Raw genomic sequence first — 23552 nt, forward strand, 5'->3', positions numbered from 1 at the left:
CGGGTCGCGAGCATGAGCGGATTTCACGAGGTGCGGTTCCCGCCCGACATCTCCTACGGCGCCTCGGGCGGCCCGGGCTACTCGACCACGGTGGTCACCACGGTCTCGGGCCACGAGCGGCGCAATGCGAACTGGGCGCAGGCGCGTGGGCGCTGGAACGTCGCGCACGGCCTCAAGAAGCGCGAGCAGGTGGCGGCCCTGATCGCCTTCTTCCGCGCGCGGAAGGGCCGCGCCTACGGGTTCCGCTTCAAGGACTGGACCGACTTCCAGGCCTTCGCGCAGGTCGTCGGGGTCGGCGATGGCACGACCAAGACCTTCCAGCTGGTCAAGCATTATCCCAGCGGCGGCGAGATCGAGACGCGCGTCATCACCAAGCCCGTCGCCGGCACGGTGAAGGTCTACCGCGACGGCGTCGAGGCGACCTCGGGCTGGACCGTGAACACGGCGACCGGTCTCGTCACCTTCACCGTCGCCCCCGCCGCCGGCGTGCAGGTGACAGCGGACTTCGAGTTCGACGTGCCGGCGCGCTTCGACAGCGACCAGATGGACATCACCATCGAGACCTACCAGCTCGGCAGCTGGGGGCAGATCATCATCCTCGAGATCCGGCCCTAACTCACCCAGGGATCGATCAGCTTAATCCCTGTTCCCTCGAAGTGACGGGTGTTGCGTGTGGCGAGCGCGGCTTTGCGCGCGGCGGCGATGCCGGCGATTTGGACGTCGCGAATATCGACCGGACGCCCGGCTTGGCGCTGGCGGGCGGCGATCGCGGCGGCCGCATCGGCTGCTGCCTGATCGAACGCCAGAACCCGACCGTCGAAGTCTTGGTCGAGAGCGCTGGCGAAAGCCTCTTCCAGGGCTCTTCGCTTGCGTCCCTTGGCCAGAATCCCGAGGCCGAACCGGATCTCGAAGACGGTGATCGCTGTCGTCCAGATCGATTCCGGCGGCTGCGCGTCGAGCCACGCGACGACGGCCGGATCAGCCTCACGGCGCATCAGGGCCGAGAGGACGTTGGTGTCGAGCAGGATCAAGAACTGAACTCGGCTGGCGTGGCCTGCTGACCGCGCAGCTCGGGAATATCCTCATCGAGTCCGATTCGAGCGAAACGCGCGCGCAGTCTGGACCCGAGCGGGGGCAGAGGCGCCCCGTCCTCGCGCACTGCGCTGCGCAGGATGTCGCGCACCTCTTCCTCGGTGCTGCGGCCGTGCCGACGTGCGCGCCGCTGAAGCTTCGCCTTCACATCGTCATCCAGGTTGCGAACCACCAGTTGCGCCATCGGGGTCTCCATGACTGATATCATGATATCGCATTTGGCTGGTGTTTTTCAAGCCCCAGCCGCCCCAGAGTCGGAAGCTCGTCCATGAAGTCCGTCTCCGCAGCGCTCGCGGCCCATCTCGCTGGGCCGGTGACCACGCTTGCCACCTGCTGGCGAATCACGCGGGTGGACGGCCAGGAGTTCTTCTTCACCGACCATGACCGCGACCTCGTCTTCGAGGGCCACGTCTACAAGGCGCGCTCCGGCTACTCGCGCACGGCGATCGCCAATGACGCAAGCCTCAGCGTCGACAACCTCGATGTCGAGGGTGTGTTCGATAGCGAGGCGATCAGCGAGAAGGAGCTGCGCGCCGGGCTCTTCGATCAGGCTGAGGTGCGCATCTTTCTCGTCAACTGGGCCGACCCGTCGATGGGTGCGCTTCGCATGCGCCGCGGCTGGTTCGGCGAGGTGGTGCTGACCGAGCAGGGGGTCTTCCGCACCGAGCTCAGGGGCATGACCCAGGCGCTCTCCCAGCGCATCGGCGAGCTTTACAGCCCGGAATGCCGCGCCGACCTCGGCGACCATCGCTGCAAGGTGCCGATTCATCCGCCGGTGGTCGCACGCGAGACGGCCTATGCGCTGGGCGACCATGTGCGCGTCGCAACCGGGTCGGGCAGCGGCTCGGAGGTCTACGAGGACCGCATCTATGCTTGCGTCGTCGCCGGCACGACCGCGCCAGATCAGCCCGCCTACGACACGACCGTCGGCCAGCAGACCGCGGATGGCAGCGCCGTCTTCGAGGCGATGGAGGCCTGGAGCCGTGCGGGTGCCGTTATGAGTGTCGTCGATCGCGCGATCTTCACCGCTTCGATCGACGAGCCGCGTGCGGTCGACGGCTGGTTCGCGGGCGGCGTGCTCACCTGGGAGAGTGGCGCCAACGCCGGCCGTTCGATCGAGGTAAAGGGCTGGACGCAGGCGACGGGCCAGATCGAGCTCTTCCTGCCCATGGGCTACGTGATCGAGATCGGTGATCTCTTCCGCATCCACCCGGGCTGCGACAAGCGCCTCGACACCTGCATCGCCCGCTTCGCCAACGTCCTCAACTTCCGCGGCGAGCCCTACGTGCCGGGGCAGGACGCCATGATGAGCTATCCCGATGCTCGCTGAGATCGTCACGTCTGACCGCATCGTCGCGGAGGCGCGGAGCTGGCTCGGCGTGCCCTGGCGGCACCAGGGGCGGAGCCGCGCCGGCATCGACTGCGTCGGCCTCGTGGTGCAGGTCGCACGCGCCCTCGAGCTCTCGGATTACGACCACACCGCCTATGGCCGCCGCGCACAGGGTCAGGGCTTCGTCGAGCACTTCCGCGCCAACATGGACGGCATCGCCATTTCCGCTGCGCAGCCGGGCGACGTGCTCGTCTTCGCCGACCAGGCCTATCCCTGCCATTGCGGCTTCCTGAGTGAGCGGCTGGACCATCCGCATCTCATCCACGCCCATGCGCTCCGCCGCAAGGTGATCGAGGAGCCCTACGCCAGCGAGTGGCTCGCCAAGATCAAGTTCGCCTTCCGCTTCCGCAAGCATGCCCCGGGCTCCGATCCGGGGCCCGTCATCTGATCCATGGCCATCCTCGTTGCAGTGGGCGGGGCCGCGCTCGGCTCCGCCATCGGTGTCGGCTGGCAGGCCGGCTGGCTGGTGGGCTCGGTGGTCGGCAGCCTGCTCTTTCCGGCCAAGGGCCAGAACGTCACCACCGAGGGCCCGCGGCTCGGCGATCTTACCGTGTCGTCCTCCGCCTATGGGGCGTCGATCCCCATCGGCTACGGCACGCTGCGCATGGCCGGCAACATGATCTGGTCGTCGGGGATCCGTGAGCAGCAGAACGTGACCCGCACCCGCTCCGGCGGCAAGGGCGGCGGCGGGCGCAGCACCCAGACCTCGATCACCTACTCCTACTTCGCGTCGTTTGCGCTGAGCTTCGGCGAGGGGCCGGCGGAGGACGTGCTCAGGATCTGGGCCGACGGCAAGCTCATCTACGACAAGACCGGATCGAGCCCGGACGTCGCCAAGCCCAACCTGCGCTTCCGCTTCTATCCGGGCAACGAGACCCAGCTGCCCGACCCCTTGATCGAGGCCCATGTGGGCGCCGGGCGCGCGCCGGCGCATCGCGGGCTCTGCCTGATCGTCTTCGAGGACTTGGCGCTCGCCGACTACGGCAACCGCATCCCCAACATCACCGCCGAGATCACCTATCGGCGCGCCGCGCAGCAGCCCTATCAGCTCATCGACTTCATCACCTCGGGCGAAGGCGGCTACTTCGACTCCTACCAGATCAGCGATCTCGCGGTCGATTGGCGCCGCGGCTACGGCTACTTCCTGCGCAGCAGCAGCGATGCCGCCGCCGCCGGCATCCGCCGCTTCAGCCTCCGCACCATGAAGGAGGACCGCCAGGCGCGGATGACGGACGTGACCAGCGTCACGCCCAACAACTTCCCGAGCACGCTCTTCTGCGGCGAGGACGGCCACCTCTACATGACCGTCGGCAGCGGCAACTCCCGCCCGATCATCCGGGTCGAGCCGAACGCCTTGAAGGAGGTGGGCCGCTTCGGCTTCACCAGCACCGGGCTCTCCAACACGACCACCCGGTTCGTGACGACGACCTGGATGGGAATGATCTCGGCATATGGACCGTCCGGCCGTGTCGACTTCCTGCTCACCGGCTCGCTCTTCGACGACATCGGCCTCCTGCGCGCCGACACCATGGGCTACGTCTGGGGCGCGGGCCACACTGTGACGGAATCCCGCGTGCGGGGCGCAATCGGCGGTGCGGTCGGCGAAGGGTTTGGCGATGGCTGGATCCTGGCGAGCGCGACATCGAGCAGTCTGAACCACACCAGCCTCGGGCTCTACCGCATCCGTGTATCGGCCTTCGCACAGTATGATGGCCTCACCGGCCAATCGCTCGGGGTCACCTTCGAGAAGGTGGCGAGCTTCACGCCCGCGCAGATCGAACCTGGCGCGACGGGGTTCTACAGCGATGCCGGAGGTCTGACCTACGACGCCACGGACGACAGCGTCATCTTCCAGATCACGATATCGAACGGCGGCTCGGCCGGGACGATCTACACGATCAAGTGGCGCGCCGATGCCGGCATCGTCTGGAAGACGGCGGTCCCGCACAAGATCAACTATGAAGGCCCGTTCTTCGGCCAGAGCCGCCTCAAAGGCCAGCGCTGGACCCTGATGCGCTCTCGGCGCGTCGTCCAGCTCGACACCGCCACCGGCGCCGTCGCCCTCGATGAGCTCTGGCCGCATGCGGTGAGCGAGCAGGGGGCGCAGGTCTACGATGCGGTGACCGACACGCATCTCGTGCGCAGTGCCAACGGCTGGGCGCGGCTCTTCCTCAATCGCGGCGGCGGCGAGGGCGAGGCGCTTTCGGCCATCGTCGCCGACCTCTGCGCGCGCGCCGGCCTCGGGCTCGCCGACATCGACGTGGCCGAGCTCACGCCGTCCGTGCCCGGCTATGTGATCGGCCGGCAGACCACCGTGCGCGGCGCGATCGAGCCGCTGGCGCAGGCCTATTTCTTCGATGCGGCCGAGAGCGATGACACCCTGCGTTTCCGCAACCGCGGGCGCACGCCGGTCGCAACGATCCCGGCCGAATATCTCGTGCTGCTCGACAGCCAGACGGGCGAAAGCTGGCGCGAGCGCCGCACGCAGGAGGTCGAGCTGCCCGAGCGCGTCGCCGTCGTCTACATGGACCGGGACGCCGACTATCAACAGGGCACGCAGAGCGAGAAACGCGCATCACTGCCGCTGCCCACCATGCATTCGCGCAACCAGGCGAGCCTTGAGCTCGCGCTCGCCATCGACGCCACAACGGCCAAGCGCATTGCGGCTAAGACGCTCTACAGCGCCTGGATCGAGCGCAGCGCCTACGAAGCCGAACTGCCGCCAGACTGGCTGCGGCTCGATCCGACAGACGTGGTGGATGTGGCGTTCGCCACCGGATCGACCTTCCGGACGCGGATCAACCGTCTCGATGTCGGCGCGGATTTCTCGCTCGCGGTGAAGGGCGTCTCGGAGACCGCCGCCACCTATGTGTCCTCGGTCATCGCCGATGGCGGTTCCGGCAAACCCATCCAGCTCGTGGGCGCGAACGCCGCCACGCGGCTGATCCTGCCCGATCTGCCGCTCCTGCGCGACGTCGACGACGCCGGCGGTGCGGGCTCTCGGGTCTACTATCTGATGGCAGGGTTCGGCGGTCCCGGCTGGCCCGGCGCCGCCCTCTACCGCAGCGCCGACGGCTCCGCATGGGCACAGGTCGGGCGGGCCTTGAGCGAAGCGGCGTGGGGCGCCACGGCGAACGCGCTGGGCAGTGCGCGCTCGCCGTTTGGCACCGATGAGGACAACAGCCTCACCGTCTTCATGACCACCGGCGGCGAGCGGCTGGAGAGCGTCACGCAGGAGGCCCTCGTCAATGGCGCGAATGCGGCCCTCGTGCTGAAAGCCAATGGCGAGCCGGAGATCATCCAGTTTCGTGATGTGACGCTGAACCCGGACGGCTCCTACACGCTTCGAGGCCTCCTGCGCGGCCGGCGGGGCACGGACGTGTTCGTCGACGGCCATACGGCGGGGGAGCTCTTCGTGCTCCTGGATCCCGATGATGTCGAGACGCTCGTCGTCTCGCTCGGGGATCTCGATCTGCCGCGCTCCTGGCGTGCCGTCGGCTTCGGCACGCTGTTCGAGGATGCCGAGACGCTTCTTCAAAGCCACTCGGGCCGCGACCTCAAGCCCTATGCGCCCTGGAACGTTCGTGCCGTGAAGACCGGCAGCCCGACGAACATCACCCTGTCCTGGATCCGTCGCACGCGTATTGGCGGCGAGCTGAAGGACGGGACCGGGCTCGTCCCGCTCGGCGAGGCGAGCGAGGCCTATGAGGTCGACATCCTCGATGGTCCCGGCGGTGTGGTGAAGCGGACGCTGACATCTGCGACCCCCAGCGTCGTCTACGCCAATGCCGACATCCTGGCCGATTTCGGCGCCGTACCAGCCTCGCTCTCGGTCGCCGTCCATCAACTGAGCGCCGTCGCGGGTCGCGGCTTCCCGCGCGCCGTCACCTTGGAGATTGCCTGATGCCCAGCCCCAATCTGGCCGTGACCCATGTCGCCGCCGCCCAGAACCAGAAAGAAGTCACGATCAACGACGCCGTCGATGCCCTCGACAACGCCATGAACCGGGCGCTGTCGTTGGCGATGGCCGACGCCAACGTGACGCTGACCAGCGCGCAAGCCAACCGCAACGGCATGATCGTGCTTACCGGCACGCTGACGGCTGCGCGCGTCCTAACGCTCCCGGCCAACCATCGCCGACTCGCGATCCGGAACGCGACCAGCGGCGGCCAGGAGGTCCGGGCCAAGTACGCGGGTTCGGGCGCCGAGGTTATCATCGTGCCCGGCGCCACCGTGCTGGTGCAAGGCAATGGCAGTGATCTCTTCGGGGTCGGCGGTGGCGCAGGCACGCTGAACGACCTGACCGACGTTTCCGCTGGCGGCGCTGTCGCCAGCGACGTTCTCCAGTTCGATGGCGCGGTATGGTCGGCAGGAGGCGTCGGCATCTTCCAGCGGGCGCTGCTGCCGTTCCGGGGCGCTCTCGTGCAGCGTTCGACCGACATCGCTACAGTCAGCCCGCCGATCCTGATCCCGTGGCAGGCATCCGTCTATGACAGCGAAGGCTTCTGGGCCGGAGGGACGCCCGAGCGTCTGACGATCCCTGCTGGCTCAGGCATCACCAAGGTCAGGCTCCTTGGCTCGATCGCCATGAAGGCGAGCGCCACCACCGGCGGCGTTTATCTGACCTTCGACAAGAACGGCGCCGGAGAGCCGATCGGAGCCGCGCCCTACACCGTGCGCCAGGGCTCGTCCGGCTACACCAACAACGACTTCTCGACCTTTTCCGCGGTCCTGCCCGTGGTCGAAGGAGACTATTTCCAGCTTCGGGTGAACTTCACCAACAACAACTGGAACTCTATCCTCGCCGGGGCGCGTACCTGGTTCGCCATTGAGGTGGTCGAAACCCAGGATGCCGCCGACCCACCGGCCGACCTGACCGGGTTCAAGATGGGCCAGCCGAGCGCCGATGAGATCCTCATGCGGGTACCGATCGCCCGGCGCACGCGGATGAAGGTCGATCTTGCCGGCAGTCAGGGCGTCGCGGGAGCGGCGGCCACTGCTCAGACGGACTTCGACATCCGGCGTAACGGCACGAGCTTCGCCACCATGCGCTTCGCTGCGGCGGGAACCGTCGCCGATTTCATCGCCGCCACCGAAACCGTGCTGGAGCCGGGTGACGTCCTCAGCGTTGTCGCCCCCGCAGCGCCGGACACAACCCTGGCCGATATCGGCTTTACGCTTGCCGGCATGCTGGTCGTTTGAAGCACCGGCCGAGGACCGCACCCATGGACCGAAAAAGCGACATCGGCAGGCTGATCAGCCTACCGAGCGACGAATTCGAGGCACTGCTGGAACGTGCCGCCGAAACCGGCGCCCGCCGTGCGCTGCATGAGGTCGGGCTCGACGGGACGGATGCGGCCGAGGACATCCGCGATCTGCGATCTCTGCTGGCCGGGTTTCGGCTGGCCAAGCGAACAGCCGTGCAGACCGCCGTTCGCATCATCACCACCGGCATTCTGCTCGCCCTCATGGCGGGCATCGCCATCAAGCTGAGGCTGTTTGGCAACGGTCCCTGACCGGCGCTTCCGATCCTCCACCCACCAGCCCGCCGTTCGGCGGGTTTTCTTATGTGCGGAGACCACCCATGACGACCAACATCTTCAACCACTGGCGCGACGTGCCGACCGCCCGCTGGCGCTGGAAGAACTTCTCGCCTGCGGAGATCGCCTGCCGCGGCAGCGGTAGCTTGCGCATCCACGAGGAGGCGCTCGACAAGCTGCAAGCCCTTCGCGATCGGCTGGGCAAGCCGCTGATCGTTCGCTCGGCCTACCGCAGCCCGGCGCACAACCGCGCCGTCGGCGGAGCGGCGCGCTCGAAGCATCTCGACGGCACGGCCTTCGACATCGCCATGGCGAACCACGATCCCGTAGCCTTCGAGGAAGCGGCCCGCGCGGTCGGCTTCAAGGGCTTCGGCTTCTACCCGCGATCGGGCTTCATGCATATCGACCTTGGGCCCGCTCGGCAGTGGGGTGAGCGGTTCCCGGTCCGCGAGGCGGCCTTCGCCATGGAGACGCCGCCCGCGCGCGAGGCGCTGGCTGAAAGCCGCACGTTGAAGGGCAGCGGTGCAGCCGGTGTTGCGACTGCGGGCGTGGCCGGAACCGAGGTCGCCCAGAACGTCCTGACCGAGACGCAGTCCGCTGTCCTGCCGCTCGTGCCATACCTCGATACGCTACGCTGGGTGTTCATCGCCTTGGCCCTCGCCGGCATCGCGGTCGCGATCTACGCCCGCATCGATGACTGGAAGCGAGGGCAGCGATGATCGCCTCCTTGCTCGGCTCGTTTGCCGCCAGCCCATGGGCCCGTGCTGCGCTGCGGTACGGCGTGCTCGCCCTCACCGTCCTCCTGTTCCTGCTGTCGATCCGCCGCGCCGGCGAGCGCGCCGGGCGCTTGGCGGAACGCCTCGAAACCATGGAGAACGCCAATGACGTGCAGCGCCAGATGCTGGATGCCGCGGCTCGCCGCCCTCGCGATCGCAGCGATCTCGCTGACCGGCTGCGCGACAGTCACTTCTGAGCCGCGGATCGTCACGGTCTGCCCGCCGGTGGTCGAGTATAGCCGCGACTTCCAGGCCCGCGCTGCCGACGAACTTGATCTGCTGCCTGACGGGTCGGCGATCGCCGAGATGCTGAGCGACTACGCCGTATTGCGGAATCAAGCTCAGGCTTGTCTGCGCAACAGCTAAGAATGCTCAGGCGCCATTCCACCATGAGTACGCGCCGACAATAAAGATGTAGCGCGCGCCCTTACCGATTGAGACCAGCAAGACAAAACGCAGCAAGCCCACGCGTAATGCACCGGCGACGACGGTCAGCGGATCTCCAATGATGGGCAGCCAGGACAGGAGCAACGACCACACGCCATAACGGTTAAACCAGTCAGTTGCGCGACGGTACGACGGCTCGTCAATTGGAAACCAGCGGCGTTCGCGAAGCGCCGAAAAGAACCTGCCGAGCATCCAGTTCACCAGCGAGCCTAGCAAATTTCCTGCCGTTGCGACAACAACCAAGGTGACAGGCTCGCCGCGTCCCATGGCCAGAAGCGTCAGGAGAGCGGCCTCAGAAGACCCCGGCAGGAGGGTCGCCGACGTGAACGCGCTTATGAAGAGTGCGGCATATGCGGCAAGATCGGTTTCAGTGTCTGCTAGCAATTTGGCTTTACCCTGAGTATCGCCACACACCGCCTGTCTTTGCCGCAAGGTCAGCGGGACTGTTCATTTCGACGATTGATTTCGGCGTGTCGGGCCTGAATGTCGGACGGCCATCGGCTCTTGATGAATGCGAGGACGGACCAGATTTCCTCATCTGTGAGGACGGCGGCATAGGCTGGCATATCGCTCTCGTAACCGGGCACCAGCGCCGAGACGCCATTTTTGGTGATGCGAAACAGCACTTCATCCGCATGGTGCCAAGTATGGCCGGATTCATCATGCGGCGGCGCCGGCAGGCGGCCATCGGGCCGACGAGTTTGCCACTGTGGCTGTCCCTCCAAATCAGCTCCATGACAGGCGGCACAGTGGTCCCGATAGACCCGTTCGCCCAGCGCAACCTGTCGCGTATTTCGGGGATCGGCCTGACCCCACTGCGGTTGGCGACCGAGACCACTGAGAAAAGTCGCGATGGTCACGGAGGCAATAGCAGCCGCAATGGCGAGGATGATGACCGTCGGCTTCATTGAGCTCCCAGCCGTTGCCAGGTCCGGCCGCCATCCTCACTGGTCAGCAACTCGTTCTGATGCGTCGACGCATACAGGCGCGCCGGGTCTTCGGGATCCACGGCGAGGTGCAGCAGGTAGCGGTCCCCAAAATCGTTGCTCAAGATCTGCCAGTTGAGAGACGGCTCCTCTGTGCGAAGCAGACCGCTGCCGAGCAGGAATGCGTAGACCGAACCTTCTGTCGTCACCTCGATCATGCTGGCGGGACGACGCAGGAGATGGGCGGGTTGCCACACGCGACCGCTGTCTGCGCTGACGAAGAGCCCCTGCTGTGTTGCGGCGTAAACCCTTGCCACGTCAGTGGAAGAGGCTGCCAGGTCGATCAGGCCGTCCGGCGCCGGTCCGACACGGCTCCAATTGCGTCCGCCGTCGCGACTGATCTGGAGCCCGCCATGGACTCCATAGATCATGCTCGGATCGGCCTTGCTGACGTCCATCTGGTGGAAGTCAACCGGTCCTCCGACTCCCGGCGACAGCATTGTCCAGGTCCTGCCCCCGTCGTTCGATGCGATGAAACCGAGGTTTCCGCCGCGCGCCGGGTGCCCGCTGGCGTAGAGCCTTTGCGCATCGGTCGGGTGCGGCGTGAATCCCATGAAGTCGTCCTGCTGCTCGGAAATGAGATCGACAGTCCCGGATTCCAGCCGCAAGGCATATAGACCGTGATGGGTGGCGATGAGGAGGCGGTCGCTGTTGGCGCGATCGATCGCGAGCCCATGGATGTGCGTGGATCGCAACAGGTCGGCGAGGGGCGCACCGGATTGCGCGTGACCCACCAGCGGCGAGACAACGAACAGAACGGCCGCCGCAAACATGAAGATGGTGACGGATGCTAAACGACTCATGGTGCTTCTTTTCCGAGGTGCCGCCCACCAGAAAGCGATGATTGGGAGGACGATCCATTGCGCGATGGGCGAGAGGCCGGCGTCGATCACCGGGATGACCGGCATCAGGTCACGATAGGCCCAGGCTTCCCGGACCTCGATGTTGAGCCACTCGCTGAAGACGGTGTAGCCGAGACCGATCAAAGTGGTGGCGATGCCCACAATCCGGTAGCCAGTCTCTGGCCATTGGCCGCTGCCGAACAGGAACAGCGCGGCGAGGAGCGCGCTCATCGCGATCAGTATGTCTCCGCCAGTGCAATGAATGGCGGCGAACACGATTTCGCCCCGACTGCCGGTTTCCCACAGCGTGTAGAGCGGCATATGGGCGAATTCCCAAATGAGATTCCCAACCGCTATGGCGACCAGGTAGCGCCGCAGCACGTTTAGCCAGCCGATTTCGACTGCGACCATCACGACGAAATCTCGACTTCGATGATGTCCGGACTTCTTCGCGCGTATTCCAATGCATAGGCCAGTTCACCCGAGGATTCGGCGTGGATGTCGAGCATTATATTGCCTTTGTCGATCTCCTGGCCGAGAGTCACATGCATGTAGACGCCCGCCGACTTGGCTTCCGGTGCGCCGGCGAGCTTGGCGAGTCTTGAGAGCTTGCGATTGTTGATATGAACGATACGTCCGGCACGCGGCGCGATCAACGGATGAACGTGGGGCGCCTTCGGCGGCGTTCGCATTCCACCCTGCGCCTCGCATATGGCCTGGAACTTCTTCCACGCTCGTCCGTCCGCAAGGGTCGCGAGCGCCGCAGTGGTTCCTTCCCCGCTGGCAACCTTCCCGCCGATCTCCAGCGCAGCCCCGGCCAATGTCGCCGACCGTCTGCGCAAATCGTCGGGCGAATCCGGCGCGCCTCGGAGAACTGCGAGGACATCCAGCGCTTCCAGGGCGGGGCCTATTCCGCGACCAACCGGTTGCGATCCGTCGGTCAGGATGCAAGTGGCCGACAGACCAAAGCGGGACGCCACGGCGCTGATCCGATCCGCAAGATGGCGCGCTGTCGCCTCGCTGCGGACCTTGGCGGTCGGTCCGACCGGAATGTCGATGACGACGTGCGTCGAACCGGCCGCGATCTTCTTGGACAGGACAGACGCGATGAGCTGTCCCTCGGTATCGACATCGAGCTCGCGCTCTATGCGAACGAATATATCGTCGGCGGGACTGAGATGCATCGCCCCACCCCACGCGATGCAGCCTCCTTCGGCGTTCACCACACGCCTGAGCGTCGCGATATCCAGGTCAACCGGAGCAAGTGTCTCCATGGCATCCGCCGTGCCTGCCGGCGAGGTGATCGCACGCGATGAAGTCTTGGGGATGACTAGCCCGTGGGCAGCAACAATCGCGACGACGATCGGGGTGGTACGGTTGCCCGGGAGCCCGCCGATGCAATGCTTGTCGACCACGATCGGGGAATCCCAGCGCAAACGCTCGCCGACCTCGACCATGGCGCCCGTCAGATCGACGGTCTCCTGCTCGTCGAGCGGAAGAGCCGCGCTCGCCGTCAGGAAGGCCGCCAGATGAACATCCGTATAGCGGCGTGCGGCGACGTCCTTGACGATCGACCCGATCGCGCGCGCGTCGAGCCGGTTCCCGTGGATCCGTCGGCGGACGCTGGCGAGGGATTCGAGTGTCGGTGCATGCGTGACGGTGACCGCCGCGTCCTCATCGAGGCTCAGGATCTTCCACGCGGTCTCTGTCAGGGCGATCTGGTCGATGGCGAGCAGATCGTCCCCTTCGATCTGGAACAGGGTTGCCTGCATCTCACGGCCGTTGCTCGAAACCAGCACCTGCGATCTGGAAGCAAGACCTTCCGATCGGCAGACATGGCAGTCGGCCCGCATGATGACCACCGCCTGGTGCTGTGTGTGCAGGCGAAGACGTTTGGCGCGGAGCGGCGGTGGCACGGCAAGTTCGGCATCGTTGGGGGTCATAGGTCGAACGCCTGATCCTGTCGGGGAACGGACGCATTCCATCCGAGGTCCTTGTCGATGCGGACGCGCAGCGCCTCGGCGGCTTCAGCCTCCCCATGAACGATGAAAGTGCGCGCAGGCGCGTGACGGAAGCCGGAGAGCCAGCGCATCAACTCATCAGAATCCGCGTGCGCCGAGAGTGCAGGCAGATCGGCAACCTCTGCCAGCACCGGTATCCACTGTCCGTGAATCTTGATCTCGCGGGCGCCCTGCAGCATGGCGCGTCCACGCGTGCCGGCAGCTTGAAAGCCGGAGAACAGGATGGTGTTCTTCTGATCGGGTGCGAAGGCCTTGAGATGGTGGAGAACGCGGCCACCGGTTGCCATGCCGCTGGCCGAGATCACCACCTTCGGATAGGGACTCGCGGTAATTGCCTTGGACTCTTCGACGTCCCTTGTATAGGTAGCGATCCCGCAGATCGTGTCGCAATCCTCCGGTAAGAGCCGATGATCGTCGCGATGGCCGTGGAGCAGGTCCGTCGCGCTGATCGCCATGGGGCTGTCGAGATAGATTGGGATTTGTGAAAGCCGGCCGGACGATCTCAGCTTCCACAGATGATAAAGCAGCGACTGCGCCCGCCCGACCGCGAAGGCCGGGATCACCACGGTCCCGCCGCGCCGAACCGTGCGCTCGATGACGGACCCCAGCAGTTCCGTTGGATCGCCAGGTTCATGGATGCGGTCGCCGTACGTCGATTCAATGACGATGTAGTCGGCCTCGGAGACAGGTTCCGGGTCATGCATCACGGGATCTCCGTAGCGGCCGAGATCTCCCGAAAAGACAACGCGTTTGCCGCCCCAGTCGATATCGGCGGTGGCAGCACCCAGGATATGGCCGGCATGCCTGAACATCAGGATCGCCCCGCCGGGAAGCTGGAGAGGCTGGCCGAACGGAACGGACGAGAAGCGTTCCAGCGCGCGTTCCGAATCGTGAACGCCGTAAAGCGGCAGGGCAGGCTTGTGCTTGGAGAAGCCCTTCCGGTTCGCATAGTCGGCATCTTTCTCCTGAAGATAACCGCTATCCTTCAAGATCAGCTCTGCCACGTCGCGCGTCGCGTCCGTTGCAAAGATGTTCCCGCGGAAGCCGTCCCGCACGAGCTTCGGCAAATAGCCGGAATGATCGAGATGCGCATGGGTCAAAACGACAGCATCTATGCTCGAAGGCTTGACCGGCAAAGGCGTCCAGTTCAGCTCGCGCAGGTTTTTCAGCCCCTGGAACAAGCCGCAGTCGATAAGGATGCGCTTGCCTTCATGGGTGAGGAGATGTTTCGAACCGGTGACAGTGCCAGCACCGCCGAGGGATGTGAGTTTGAGCATGACTGCCTCCTGGTCGACTTCAATTTAGCTGAGCACCGGCCTCTGCACGCCTCTGTGGTTTGCCCCTCACTCAACGCCGCTTGTCCAAGGCGGAGGATCGCTGGCGGGAAACGAATCCATGCCTGCCTGTTCAACTTCGTCGCCAGGTTCGGGCGGACGGCGGTGCCGAATGATGTCCTCTTTGGCTTCCTCGGCGGAGGTGATCGCCGCAGCGATCAGCGGCGCCAGCCGGATAGCGTTGCTCTCATGTGGGACGGAATCGCTTGAGACGATCCGGTCAGTGAGCGCCATCAAGCGCTCAAAGGAATCCTCCGCGAACACCCCGTGGACAACCGCGCAAACAGGTCGCCGGAAGCCCTGGAGTGGCAGTTTCCGGGCGGCTTCAATCAGCGTCTGTCCAGATGAAGCGATATCGTCGACGAGGACTGGACAGCGGGCCGTCCATTCCGAGAGATCGGGAAGTTGGACATCGACGTTGCGGTCGCCGTGCCGAATCTTGCGCAAGACGGCATAGGGAGCGGCAATTCGCCTGGCGATGGCCGACACCCACTGTTCGCTCTCCTCATCCGGGCCAATGATCAGCGGTTGATCGACCTCGGCGGCGATCCAGTCTGCCAACAGAGGTGCCGCGTGCAGCGTATCGGCCGGGATCGTGTAGAGCGCCGAGAGTGCGGGATACCGGTGCAGGTGAGGGTCGACCGTCACAATCCGGTCGAAGGTCGAAGACAGGAACCGCGCGAATGTCTTCGAGGTCACAGCCTCGCCCGGTTGAAAGCGTCGATCCTGTCGCATGTAGGAAAGGTAGGGCGCGATCAGCGTCACCTCGCTCGCGCCAAGCGCGCGGGCCGCGTCGGCGGCGAATGCGAGGCGGAGGAAGCCATCGTCCGGCCGCGCAAGCGTGCAGACCAAATCCACCGGCCGATCGGCGACATCCGAAAGAATGCGGACATAACTCTCGCCATCGGGGAAACGCCGAGTCTCGATCGCGCCAAGTTCCCAACCGCCCGCTTCGGCAAGATGGCGCGCGAAGGATTCGTTGCCGGGCACGGGAAGGATCAGCCGCATACCCGGACCCCTTTCGTGTGAGAATTGCCGCTCATGTGTGCCGCCTGTAGGAGCGCAGGAACTGGGCGTTGATGGCGACGATGACGGTGCTGGCGGACATGAAGACGGCGGCGACCGCGGGCGTCATCATGAAGCCTGTCCCGAAGGTGATACCCGCCGCCATCGGCACGGCGATCGCGTTATAGGCGGTCGCCCAGATCAGGTTCTGAACCATCTTGCGATAGGTGGCGCGCGAGAGCCCGAGGATGGCCCCGACATCACGCGGGTCGCTTCGGACCAGCACGACGTCGGCGGATTCCACCGCGACATCGGTGCCCGCGCCGATGGCGATCCCGAGATCGGCCACGACCAGGGCAGGCGCGTCGTTCACGCCGTCGCCGACCATGGCGACGGAGAGCCCGCGGGCCTTCAGTTCCTCGATCTTCTGTGATTTCTGATCTGGCAGCACCTCCGCGAAGTATTCGGTGATCCCGAGTTCCTCGGACACCGCCTTTGCGACGCCCTCGGCATCGCCTGTGAGCATGACCGAGCTGATCCCGAGCGACTTGAGCTCGGCGATGGCTTCCTTCGATTCCGGACGCACGATGTCGGCCAGCGCAAGAAGTGCGCGTGGCGCGCCGTCGCGGACCAGAACGACCACCGTCTTGCCTTGTCCTTCCAATCTCTTGAGGCTGTCATGGGCGATGGCGTTGCCCTGCCGCGCGAGGTGGCCAGGGCTGACGATGCGCACGTCCTGGCCATCGACCCTGGCGACGATGCCTTCGCCCGTGATGTTGCTCACCTCGCTGGCTCTTGGGATCGTCAGGTTGCGGTTCTTTGCCTCGGCGACGATGCCGTGGGCGATGGGGTGCTCGGACTGGCTCTCGGCCGCCGCCGCATAGGTCAGCTCTTCATTCTCGTCGCCACCTGCGAGCAGCACGATGTCGCTGACGCCGAAGCGGCCCTCGGTCAGCGTGCCGGTCTTGTCGAACACCACGGTATTGAGGTTGCGCGCCCGCTCGAAGGCCGCGCGGTCGCGGATCAAGAGCCCGTTGCCGGCTGACAGCGACGTGCTGACCGCGACGACGAGCGGAACCGCAAGGCCAAGCGCGTGAGGACAGGCGACGACCATCACCGTCACCATCCGCTCGATCGCGAATTCGAGTGGCGCGTCAAGCACCAGCCACCAGACGACCAGCGTTCCGAAACCCACCGTGAGCGCGATATAGGTCAGCCATGAGGCAGCGCGGTTGGCGAGATCCTGGGTGCGGGACCGGGTGGCTTGCGCCTTCTTCACCAGGTCGATGACCTGCGCCAGATAGGTGGCGTCACCGGTGGCGGTCACTTCGATGGTGACGGCATTGGCGCCGTTGATCGCGCCGCCGATTGCGGTCGCGCCGATGGTCTTGGAGACCGGCCGGGATTCACCGGTCAGCATCGCCTCGTTGAAGCCGGATGAGCCCTCGACGATCTTTCCGTCAACGGGCACTTTTGCGCCGGGCCGAACCAGCACACGGTCTCCCGGCTGCAAGGCGGAGATAGCCACCTCGTGGGTCGTACCGTCGGCGTCGATCTTCGTCGCACTGTCCGGCAAGAGCCGGACGAGTTCCTCCAGCGCCCGCGAGGCGCCCATGACCGAGCGCATCTCAATCCAGTGACCGAGCAGCATGATGGCGATCAGCGTCACCAGCTCCCAATAGAGTTCCTCGCCTGGAAAACCGAAGGTGACGGCGGCCGAAAAGAAATAGGCGGCCGAGATCGCAAGCGCGATCAGGGTCATCATTCCGGGCTGGCCCTTGCGAAGCTCGGAGGTGAATCCGGTCAGAAACGGCCATCCGCCATAAACATAAGCTATCGTCGAGAGCACGAAGAGGACGTAGCGGTCGCCGGGAAAGGCCAGTGCCTCGGCTATGCCGAACCAGTGCTGAATCATCGGCGAGAGCAGCAGGACCGGTGGTGTGAGGATCAGCGTCACCCAGAAGCGGCGGCGGAAATCGGCCACCATCGCACCATGATCGTGTCCGCCATGACCGGCATGTTCAGAGTGTGTTGAGCCGCCGGCCGCGACGACCTGCCCCCGCGTTGTCGAGGAGGGATGGGAATTCCCATCACCGTGGCCATCATGGTCGTGATGTTTGGAGTGAGTGTGCGGCCGATCTGTTGTCATTCTGCTCTGTCCTGCGGTGGGCGTTGCGGCTCGGACCCGCTTGCCATTCATCGGAAGGTTGATGGAATCCTTCGTGTTTGCCCTGAATGCCCGCAGACGTGGTCGCGCCCACGGGCAAAGGCGTGGCAAGCTCAATCGACTTGGCGCACCAGACCGGGATAGCGATTAAAGGCGAGCCTCTGAACGAGCGAGCCGTCCACGGTCACAATCTCCGCAGTAATGCTCCCGTCGCTAGCGGTGCCAATCTCGCCGAGCCTCAGACGCGAATTGCCAAGGCTGGTCAGCTGCTGCTCCAGGAGGGCGCGAACTCGGTCCTCTGTCATCTCCTCCGGTGTGCCAAGTGGCGTTCCGAGGAGGATGCCCTGACCATTCATCGTGCCGGGCATGCCCATTCCTGCCTGACCACCCCGCATCATCTGCATCATCGGGCACATCATCATGCCTGCCATCGGCATCAGACCCGTCATGCCAGGACCCGCCCCGCCCTCAGGCACTCCCTGGCCAGTCATGCCTCCCATCATGCCGGGCATTCCACCCTGACCCATCATGCGTTGCATCATCTGCATCATCTCTGGCGTCATCATGCCCATACCGGGCATGCCTCCAGGTGCAGCGGGCGCGGGCGAGTCACCTGGCGTCGGGGGCGCCGGTGGAGTGGCCTGCGTTTCCGCCGGGTGGTGAGCATCATGCTCCTGGGCGTCGGTTTGGGCTGCGACCGAGGTCACGGTCCCAAGAAGAAACAAACCCGCAAACAAAGCCGTCGGAAAATTTCGCGTTCTCATGTTTCGTACTCCTGGTTGATGAGGAAGATAAAACGCCAATATCACCCCCTGCTCGAACGAAGCAGATTTGCGGGGCGCGGCAGGAAAGCCGGAACCGCACTGGCATATCGGCGGTATTTGTCGCCGAATGCGGCCTCCACCTCGCGCTCTTCGCTTCTGGCGAGACGCCAGTACATGACGATGAGCACCGGTAGCATTAGGCCGGTCACCAGCGTCGGCCATTGCAGAAAGAAACCGATCATGATCAGCACGAACCCGACATATTGAGGGTGGCGAAGACGCGCGTACGGGCCTGTGGTTGCCAGGTTTCCTGCCCGTTGCGCCTCGTGCAGGACCCGCCAGGCGGTAGCTATCAGGATGAAGCCGCCGCCAATGAAGACGAAGCTCAGCAGATGGAAAGGCGACCAATGGGGATCCATGGACCAGCCAAACATCGCCGGCCAGAGATGACCGGCGTCGTGGGACAAGGGATCCAGTGCCGGAAAGCTGGTACCAAGCCAGCCTGCGAGCAGATAAAGCGTCAGCGGAAAGCCGTACATTTCGGCAAACAATGCAACGATGAAGGCCGAGAAGGCCCCCAGCGAGCGCCAGTCACGCGGGGTCTTCGGCTTGAAGAAGCTGAACGCAAACAGGATGAAGATGCCCGCGTTGATAGCCGCCAGAAACCACAGACCATAGGCGGGAACATCACCGGTCATCGCGGTCACCACTTTGCCCACCATGGCCGCCGTGACCTCGATGCATGAAGAAATGCATGCCGATGCAGATCAGCAGCGGTAGCAGAAGCGGCAACGCACCAAGAACGTGCGCACGATGCTCAACCCAGAGAAACACGCCCGCAACGGCGAGAAAAACGCAAAGCGCGAATCCCGCTGGGGTGCTCAGGAATGGCCGCCGCACACCTTCGTCGAGATTTGGGTCGATCGAATCGTGTTTGTGATGAGCCATGGTCTGTAAACCTTCTTTCTAGAGCAATTACCCCTGCGGCGATCGATACGTGATCCCATTGGGTCCGCGGCCGACCGAGAACTTCGCGATGACTTCGCGCGTGGCCACGTCGATCGCAGAGACGGTGCCATCGACGATATTCGTGACGAAGACCAAGGCGCCATCGCTGCTGACGGCGACACCATGTGCGCCTTTGCCTGTGCGAACGGTCTCGACAACGTTGCTCGTCGCGACCTCGATGACCGATACCGTGTCGTTCGGTTGTGCGTCCGTGCCCTGGTTGGCAACGTAGACGAAGCGTCCGTCCGGGGTGGCGTGAACCTGGATCGGGTTCGGGCCAACGTCGATCGTTGCGATCAGGCTCCGCGTTGCGGTGTCGACCACCGCTACCTGGTTGTCATCCCGCAGGGAGACATAGACCCTGCGGCCATCTGGCGTGAACGCGACCTGTACCGGCGTGTTTCCCACTGGGATTCGCGCAAGTTCGGTGAGGCTGCTGGCATCGATCACGGATACCGTGCCATCCTCTACGTTTGCGACGTAGACCTCACGCCCATCCGGGCTCATCCGAAGCCCGTGGGGGTAGCGGCCGGTGCCGATGGTCGCGGTCACCTTCTTGGCTGCAAGGTTCACGACGCTGACGGTATTGTCGCCGGCGTTCGTGACAAAGGCGCGCTCGCCACTCTCGTCGGCGACGACGTGCGCCGGATGCGCACCAACGATGATTTCGTCCACAACTCCGTTGGTTAAGCGTGTCGGATCAAGGACCAGCAGCCGGCCCTTGGTTTCGTCACCGCCGTGCGCACCTCCGCTGTGACCATGCCCGTGCCCTTCCGCTGCGGGCTCACCAACGGCTAGAAGCCGCATGCCGTCTGCAGTTATCTGGACATTGTGGGGGGATACGGGAATTGGAACTGTAGCGACGCTGCCGACGGCGAGATCAATCGCGCTGATAGAGTTACCATGTTCGTCGGCTGTATAAACGAAGCCGCCGCCTCCCAATGACGCTGTCTGCGCCTGGGCAATGGTAACGCTCGACATTATCAAGGCCGCCGCGGCAAACGCCATTAATCCAGACAATCCGGATCGGAGAGACCGGTCGCCGTGCATCGGAAGCGCCGTCGTTTTTTTGCTGAGATACTTTGGCGGGAAGCTCATCATAGTTGAAACCTCGCGATTTGATCAGGAGCTATATTCGAGGGTCGTCATCATGCCACTCGCCATATGGTAGAGGTGGTGACAGTGCAGCGCCCATTTGCCCGGGTTGTTCGCTTCAAAGGCGATGGTCACGTTGCCACGTGACGGAACCAGCACGGTGTCGCGTATTGCGCCCGCAAAGCGTTCGCCATTGATCGCGACTACCTGGAAGTGATGCCCGTGCAAGTGCATGGGATGGGCCATGGTGGTCCGATCTTCGAATGTGATCTCGACCCGCTCGCCCGCGCGCACATCCAGAGGGGCGTGATCGCCATGCGAAGCGCCATTCAGCATCCAGACGTAACCCGGCGCCTCGGTGATGGTCACTGCGTGACGGCGGTCCGGTTCACGAGGTGCGAGGGATTGCGCGGCCCGCAACCGGCGTTCGAGCGCAAGCCCGATCGGGTCCACCGCGTCCGGCGCCTCGCCGGCAAGTCTTTGAACGGCCCCGCTCGGCGTTGCCAGAATGAAGCCCGTTCGCGAGCGTTCGCCTTCCTGCACTGCGAATACCGGCCAGGCGCCTTCGCTCTGCGGTAGCTCCAGGACGATGTCGAGTCGCTGGGCGATCGCGAACTCGAAGTGCCGCCCGGTGACCGGCTCCACCGGCATGCCGTCGACTGCGATTAGACGGCCATCAAGTTGGCCCAGATCCAGCCAGAAGTTAGTCGCCGTCGCCCCGTTGATCAGGCGCAGGCGCAACCGGCCGCCGCGTTCGACGCGAAACACCTCCGGGTCGTCCAGGGTGCGGTCGTTGGCGAGAAAAGCGTCGTAGACGACATCCTGCAGGTGTGGGCCAGTGGACATCGCAGCGGCGCCATGCCCCATGGCGGAATGGTCCATGCCTCCCGTCGGAACGGAAGGACCTTTCAACTCTGCGAGAATTTCGTCCGGGTCCCGGAAGGTGAAATCGTGGAACAGAACGACGATGTCCTGTATGTCCGCACCGGCTTCGGCCGGGTCACGGACGATCAGGGGCGCTGCCATCAGGCGCTGCTCCTGAAGCCCGTGGTGCGAGTGCATCCAGTTGGTGCCGGGCAGATTCAGCGGGAAGTCGTAATCATAGGCTTGGCCGGGACCGAGCGGCGCCTGGGACAGATCCGGCACGCCGTCCTGCTGCCACGGAGGCGTCAGGCCGTGCCAGTGGATCAGTGTCTCTTCGTCGAGCTGGTTCTCCAGCCTTACACGGAAACTCTTTTTGGCCTCCGTGATCAGACCATGGCTGCCGTCAGGCTGCGTCAGGCCGAAGACCGTGGCCGGTCGTCCGTTCACTTCAATTACGCGCGTTCCGACGCGGATAGTGGTGGTGGGCATCGCCAAGGCAGGCTGGCCCGAAATCAGCAGCGAAGGAACCGCGCCGAGCATGCCTGCGGCGGCTGTAGATGCCAGAAAATGGCGACGTGACAGATATCCCATGTAGAAGCTCTCTTCCGAACGTGAGGGAATCGGATCAGACCGAAACGGCCGATCCGGTTAGCCCGAAACACCGAAAAAGGCGCTCGGGCTCAGACGTTCGCGAAGAGTTTGGGCGGGCGAAATTGCGTTGTTGGCGTGCGGCTGAGATGAACGTCGTCAGACCGGGGTTCCAACTTTTCCGTATCCAGCGGCGCCATTATGGCCAACGCTTTCAGCAACGGGACGCAGAACGAACAACCACTAGCCATGCTGCAGGTGGTGCCGTGGGGCTGGCCACTATGTTCGGGACAGCAAGGCTCACTAGCGGCATCTGGAGTTACAGACGCAATTTCCTGCGTATGCGACGCTGCGGATGCGGCGTGGTCCCCCATCTGGGCATGAACGAGACCTGATGTTGATAATGCAAGCACCAGCAGCAGAAGCACGAGGCAACGCCACAGACCCGAAATCCGAAGACTCGGAGCCTTTCCGCGCTGCCCTGCATCAACCTGCTGCACTCGTTACCCTTTTCCGTCGCTCAGCACCTAAAGCGAAGTTCTTCATAGCACGTCGATGCCGCTACAGCTTTGACCTCGATCAAGGTCTCTATCGTTCGCCCGAAGAGCCCATAATACTCCCACAACGCTCAAGAATCGAGCGAATCGTGGTGCTTGGGGCATGACGATTGGCACCACCCTGCGCCTCCTGGCTGTCATGGCGCTTTGGGCCTCCTGCTTTCCCTTGATCACCATTGGCCTGGATCTCGCGCCCCACATCGCCTTCGCGGCCTTGCGTGCCGCACTTGCCGGCCTTTGCTTGATCGCACTTGGTGCCCTCTGCGGTCGTCGGGTGCCTGACAGTGGGCGCTCCTGGACCCTGATCATAGTGGTAGGGCTCGGGGCGACCAGCATGGGCTTCCTCGGCATGTTCCACGCGGCGGAGTTCGTTTCGCCGGGCCTCGCGACCGTCATCGCGAACGTGCAACCGATCATAGCGGCGGTTCTCGCGACCGTATTCCTGGGGGAACGTATCAACGCGGTTGGAAAGATCGGGCTGGCGGTCGGCTTGGCCGGCATCGCTGTTATCGCTTGGCCGGGCATCGCTTCAGCCCACGTTCAGGGCTACTCCCTCGGAATCGCCTACGTCGTACTTGCCGCGACTGGTGTTTCCGTGGGCAATGTCGCCATCAAGCGCCTCACCGGCCAGGTTGATCCGATTATGGCGATGGGCTTTCAGTTGCTCATCGGCGCGGTACCCTTGGCCCTCCTGTCTATGTTGACGGAGGATATCTCGATGCTGACGTGGTCGACCGAATTCGCCCTCGTCCTCGTGGCTCTTGCAGTCCTCGGATCGTCGCTCGCGTTCTGGCTCTGGTTCGAGGCGCTGGAGGGAGTCGAGCTCAATCGGGCGAATGCCTTTACCTTTCTGGTGCCAATCTTCGGGCTCATGATCGGCGCGACCTTTTTCGGCGAGCGACTCGAGGTGGTCCAGATTGTCGGCGTCATCCTGGTGCTGACCGGGATTTTGCTGGTGCAGCGAGACGCCGGTTCAACGGTACGACGCTAAATGCCACCCGCATGGCTGTCAACAGGGACTTCATTGACCGGACGCCGATCGACGACGTCCGCCAAGCCCAACTTAAACAGTGCCC

The 23552-nt window shown here is 64.3% G+C and carries 23 protein-coding genes; 9 read left to right on the forward strand and 14 right to left on the reverse strand.

The genetic code is table 11. The annotated features are described in order from the left end of the window. Nucleotides 1–12: 12 nt before the first annotated feature. Complete coding sequence (locus tag JW792_RS14150) at nucleotides 13–615, forward strand: DUF2460 domain-containing protein (protein ID WP_135995149.1); 603 nt, start codon at nucleotides 13–15, stop codon at nucleotides 613–615. Here JW792_RS14150 and JW792_RS14155 read toward each other — a convergent pair. Together JW792_RS14155 and JW792_RS14160 are read right to left on the reverse strand one after the other, a co-directional pair. Next, entirely contained in the window at nucleotides 612–1031 is a 420-nt protein-coding gene (locus JW792_RS14155; RefSeq protein ID WP_135995148.1) for a PIN domain-containing protein, read from the reverse strand. The genes JW792_RS14150 and JW792_RS14155 overlap by 4 nt on opposite strands. After that, nucleotides 1028–1276 (reverse strand): FitA-like ribbon-helix-helix domain-containing protein, encoded by a 249-nt coding sequence (locus tag JW792_RS14160; RefSeq protein ID WP_135995147.1) that lies wholly within the window; start codon nucleotides 1274–1276, stop codon nucleotides 1028–1030. The genes JW792_RS14155 and JW792_RS14160 overlap by 4 nt, the downstream gene beginning before the upstream one ends. A gap of 84 nt (nucleotides 1277–1360) precedes the next feature. Between JW792_RS14160 and JW792_RS14165 the strand changes: the two genes are divergently transcribed. The 7 genes from JW792_RS14165 to JW792_RS14195 all read left to right on the forward strand — a co-directional run bounded on the left by JW792_RS14165 (nucleotide 1361) and on the right by JW792_RS14195 (nucleotide 8995). Then, complete coding sequence (locus JW792_RS14165; protein WP_135995146.1) at nucleotides 1361–2422, forward strand: DUF2163 domain-containing protein; 1062 nt, start codon at nucleotides 1361–1363, stop codon at nucleotides 2420–2422. Next, a complete protein-coding gene (locus JW792_RS14170; RefSeq protein ID WP_135995145.1) occupies nucleotides 2412–2870 on the forward strand; it encodes a C40 family peptidase in 459 nt (152 codons plus the stop codon). Before JW792_RS14165 ends, JW792_RS14170 begins: the two co-directional genes overlap by 11 nt. 3 nt (nucleotides 2871–2873) lie before the next feature. Then, a complete protein-coding gene (locus JW792_RS14175) occupies nucleotides 2874–6386 on the forward strand; it encodes a phage tail protein (protein ID WP_135995144.1) in 3513 nt (1170 codons plus the stop codon). Continuing rightward, nucleotides 6386–7684: a hypothetical protein gene (locus JW792_RS14180; RefSeq protein WP_135995143.1), complete on the forward strand. Its 1299-nt coding sequence runs from the start codon at nucleotides 6386–6388 to the stop codon at nucleotides 7682–7684. The genes JW792_RS14175 and JW792_RS14180 overlap by 1 nt, the downstream gene beginning before the upstream one ends. Before the next feature lie 23 nt (nucleotides 7685–7707). After that, nucleotides 7708–7998, forward strand: coding sequence for a DUF6127 family protein (locus tag JW792_RS14185; protein ID WP_135995142.1), 291 nt, complete (start codon nucleotides 7708–7710; stop codon nucleotides 7996–7998). Nucleotides 7999–8066: 68 nt separating this feature from the next. Next, complete coding sequence (locus JW792_RS14190; RefSeq protein ID WP_135995141.1) at nucleotides 8067–8741, forward strand: YcbK family protein; 675 nt, start codon at nucleotides 8067–8069, stop codon at nucleotides 8739–8741. Next, entirely contained in the window at nucleotides 8738–8995 is a 258-nt protein-coding gene (locus tag JW792_RS14195; protein WP_135995140.1) for a hypothetical protein, read from the forward strand. The genes JW792_RS14190 and JW792_RS14195 overlap by 4 nt, the downstream gene beginning before the upstream one ends. 175 nt (nucleotides 8996–9170) lie before the next feature. Here JW792_RS14195 and JW792_RS14200 read toward each other — a convergent pair whose 3' ends face one another. The 12 genes from JW792_RS14200 to JW792_RS14255 form a co-directional block, all read right to left on the reverse strand. After that, on the reverse strand, nucleotides 9171–9659 hold the full coding sequence (locus tag JW792_RS14200) for a YqaA family protein (protein WP_135995138.1): 489 nt from the start codon (nucleotides 9657–9659) through the stop codon (nucleotides 9171–9173). A 20-nt stretch (nucleotides 9660–9679) separates the two neighbouring features. Continuing rightward, complete coding sequence (locus JW792_RS14205; RefSeq protein WP_135995137.1) at nucleotides 9680–10153, reverse strand: c-type cytochrome; 474 nt, start codon at nucleotides 10151–10153, stop codon at nucleotides 9680–9682. After that, entirely contained in the window at nucleotides 10150–11487 is a 1338-nt protein-coding gene (locus JW792_RS14210) for a WD40/YVTN/BNR-like repeat-containing protein (protein ID WP_206340819.1), read from the reverse strand. Before JW792_RS14210 ends, JW792_RS14205 begins: the two co-directional genes overlap by 4 nt. After that, on the reverse strand, nucleotides 11484–13016 hold the full coding sequence (locus JW792_RS14215) for a thymidine phosphorylase family protein (protein WP_135995136.1): 1533 nt from the start codon (nucleotides 13014–13016) through the stop codon (nucleotides 11484–11486). The genes JW792_RS14210 and JW792_RS14215 overlap by 4 nt, the downstream gene beginning before the upstream one ends. Further along, nucleotides 13013–14371: an MBL fold metallo-hydrolase RNA specificity domain-containing protein gene (locus JW792_RS14220; RefSeq protein WP_135995135.1), complete on the reverse strand. Its 1359-nt coding sequence runs from the start codon at nucleotides 14369–14371 to the stop codon at nucleotides 13013–13015. Before JW792_RS14220 ends, JW792_RS14215 begins: the two co-directional genes overlap by 4 nt. 66 nt (nucleotides 14372–14437) lie before the next feature. Continuing rightward, complete coding sequence (locus JW792_RS14225) at nucleotides 14438–15436, reverse strand: ribose-phosphate pyrophosphokinase (RefSeq protein WP_135995134.1); 999 nt, start codon at nucleotides 15434–15436, stop codon at nucleotides 14438–14440. A 31-nt stretch (nucleotides 15437–15467) separates the two neighbouring features. Next, complete coding sequence (locus JW792_RS14230) at nucleotides 15468–17420, reverse strand: heavy metal translocating P-type ATPase (protein WP_135995133.1); 1953 nt, start codon at nucleotides 17418–17420, stop codon at nucleotides 15468–15470. 293 nt (nucleotides 17421–17713) lie between these two features. Beyond that, nucleotides 17714–18172, reverse strand: coding sequence for a hypothetical protein (locus JW792_RS14235; protein WP_135995132.1), 459 nt, complete (start codon nucleotides 18170–18172; stop codon nucleotides 17714–17716). A gap of 233 nt (nucleotides 18173–18405) precedes the next feature. Next, nucleotides 18406–19062, reverse strand: coding sequence for a methyltransferase family protein (locus tag JW792_RS14240; protein WP_135995283.1), 657 nt, complete (start codon nucleotides 19060–19062; stop codon nucleotides 18406–18408). Further along, a complete protein-coding gene (locus tag JW792_RS14245; RefSeq protein ID WP_135995131.1) occupies nucleotides 19052–19312 on the reverse strand; it encodes a DUF2933 domain-containing protein in 261 nt (86 codons plus the stop codon). The genes JW792_RS14240 and JW792_RS14245 overlap by 11 nt, the downstream gene beginning before the upstream one ends. A 27-nt stretch (nucleotides 19313–19339) precedes the next feature. Next, nucleotides 19340–20473, reverse strand: coding sequence for a YVTN family beta-propeller repeat protein (locus tag JW792_RS14250; protein ID WP_206340820.1), 1134 nt, complete (start codon nucleotides 20471–20473; stop codon nucleotides 19340–19342). 21 nt (nucleotides 20474–20494) lie between these two features. Next, nucleotides 20495–21922 (reverse strand): multicopper oxidase family protein, encoded by a 1428-nt coding sequence (locus tag JW792_RS14255; protein ID WP_135995130.1) that lies wholly within the window; start codon nucleotides 21920–21922, stop codon nucleotides 20495–20497. A 657-nt stretch (nucleotides 21923–22579) separates the two neighbouring features. Here JW792_RS14255 and JW792_RS14260 point away from each other — a divergent pair. Further along, nucleotides 22580–23467 (forward strand): DMT family transporter, encoded by an 888-nt coding sequence (locus JW792_RS14260; protein ID WP_135995129.1) that lies wholly within the window; start codon nucleotides 22580–22582, stop codon nucleotides 23465–23467. Nucleotides 23468–23552 lie beyond the last annotated feature (85 nt).

It is taken from the genome of Marinicauda algicola (assembly GCF_017161425.1).
In the GTDB taxonomy this organism is placed as follows: Bacteria; Pseudomonadota; Alphaproteobacteria; order Caulobacterales; family Maricaulaceae; genus Marinicauda; species Marinicauda algicola.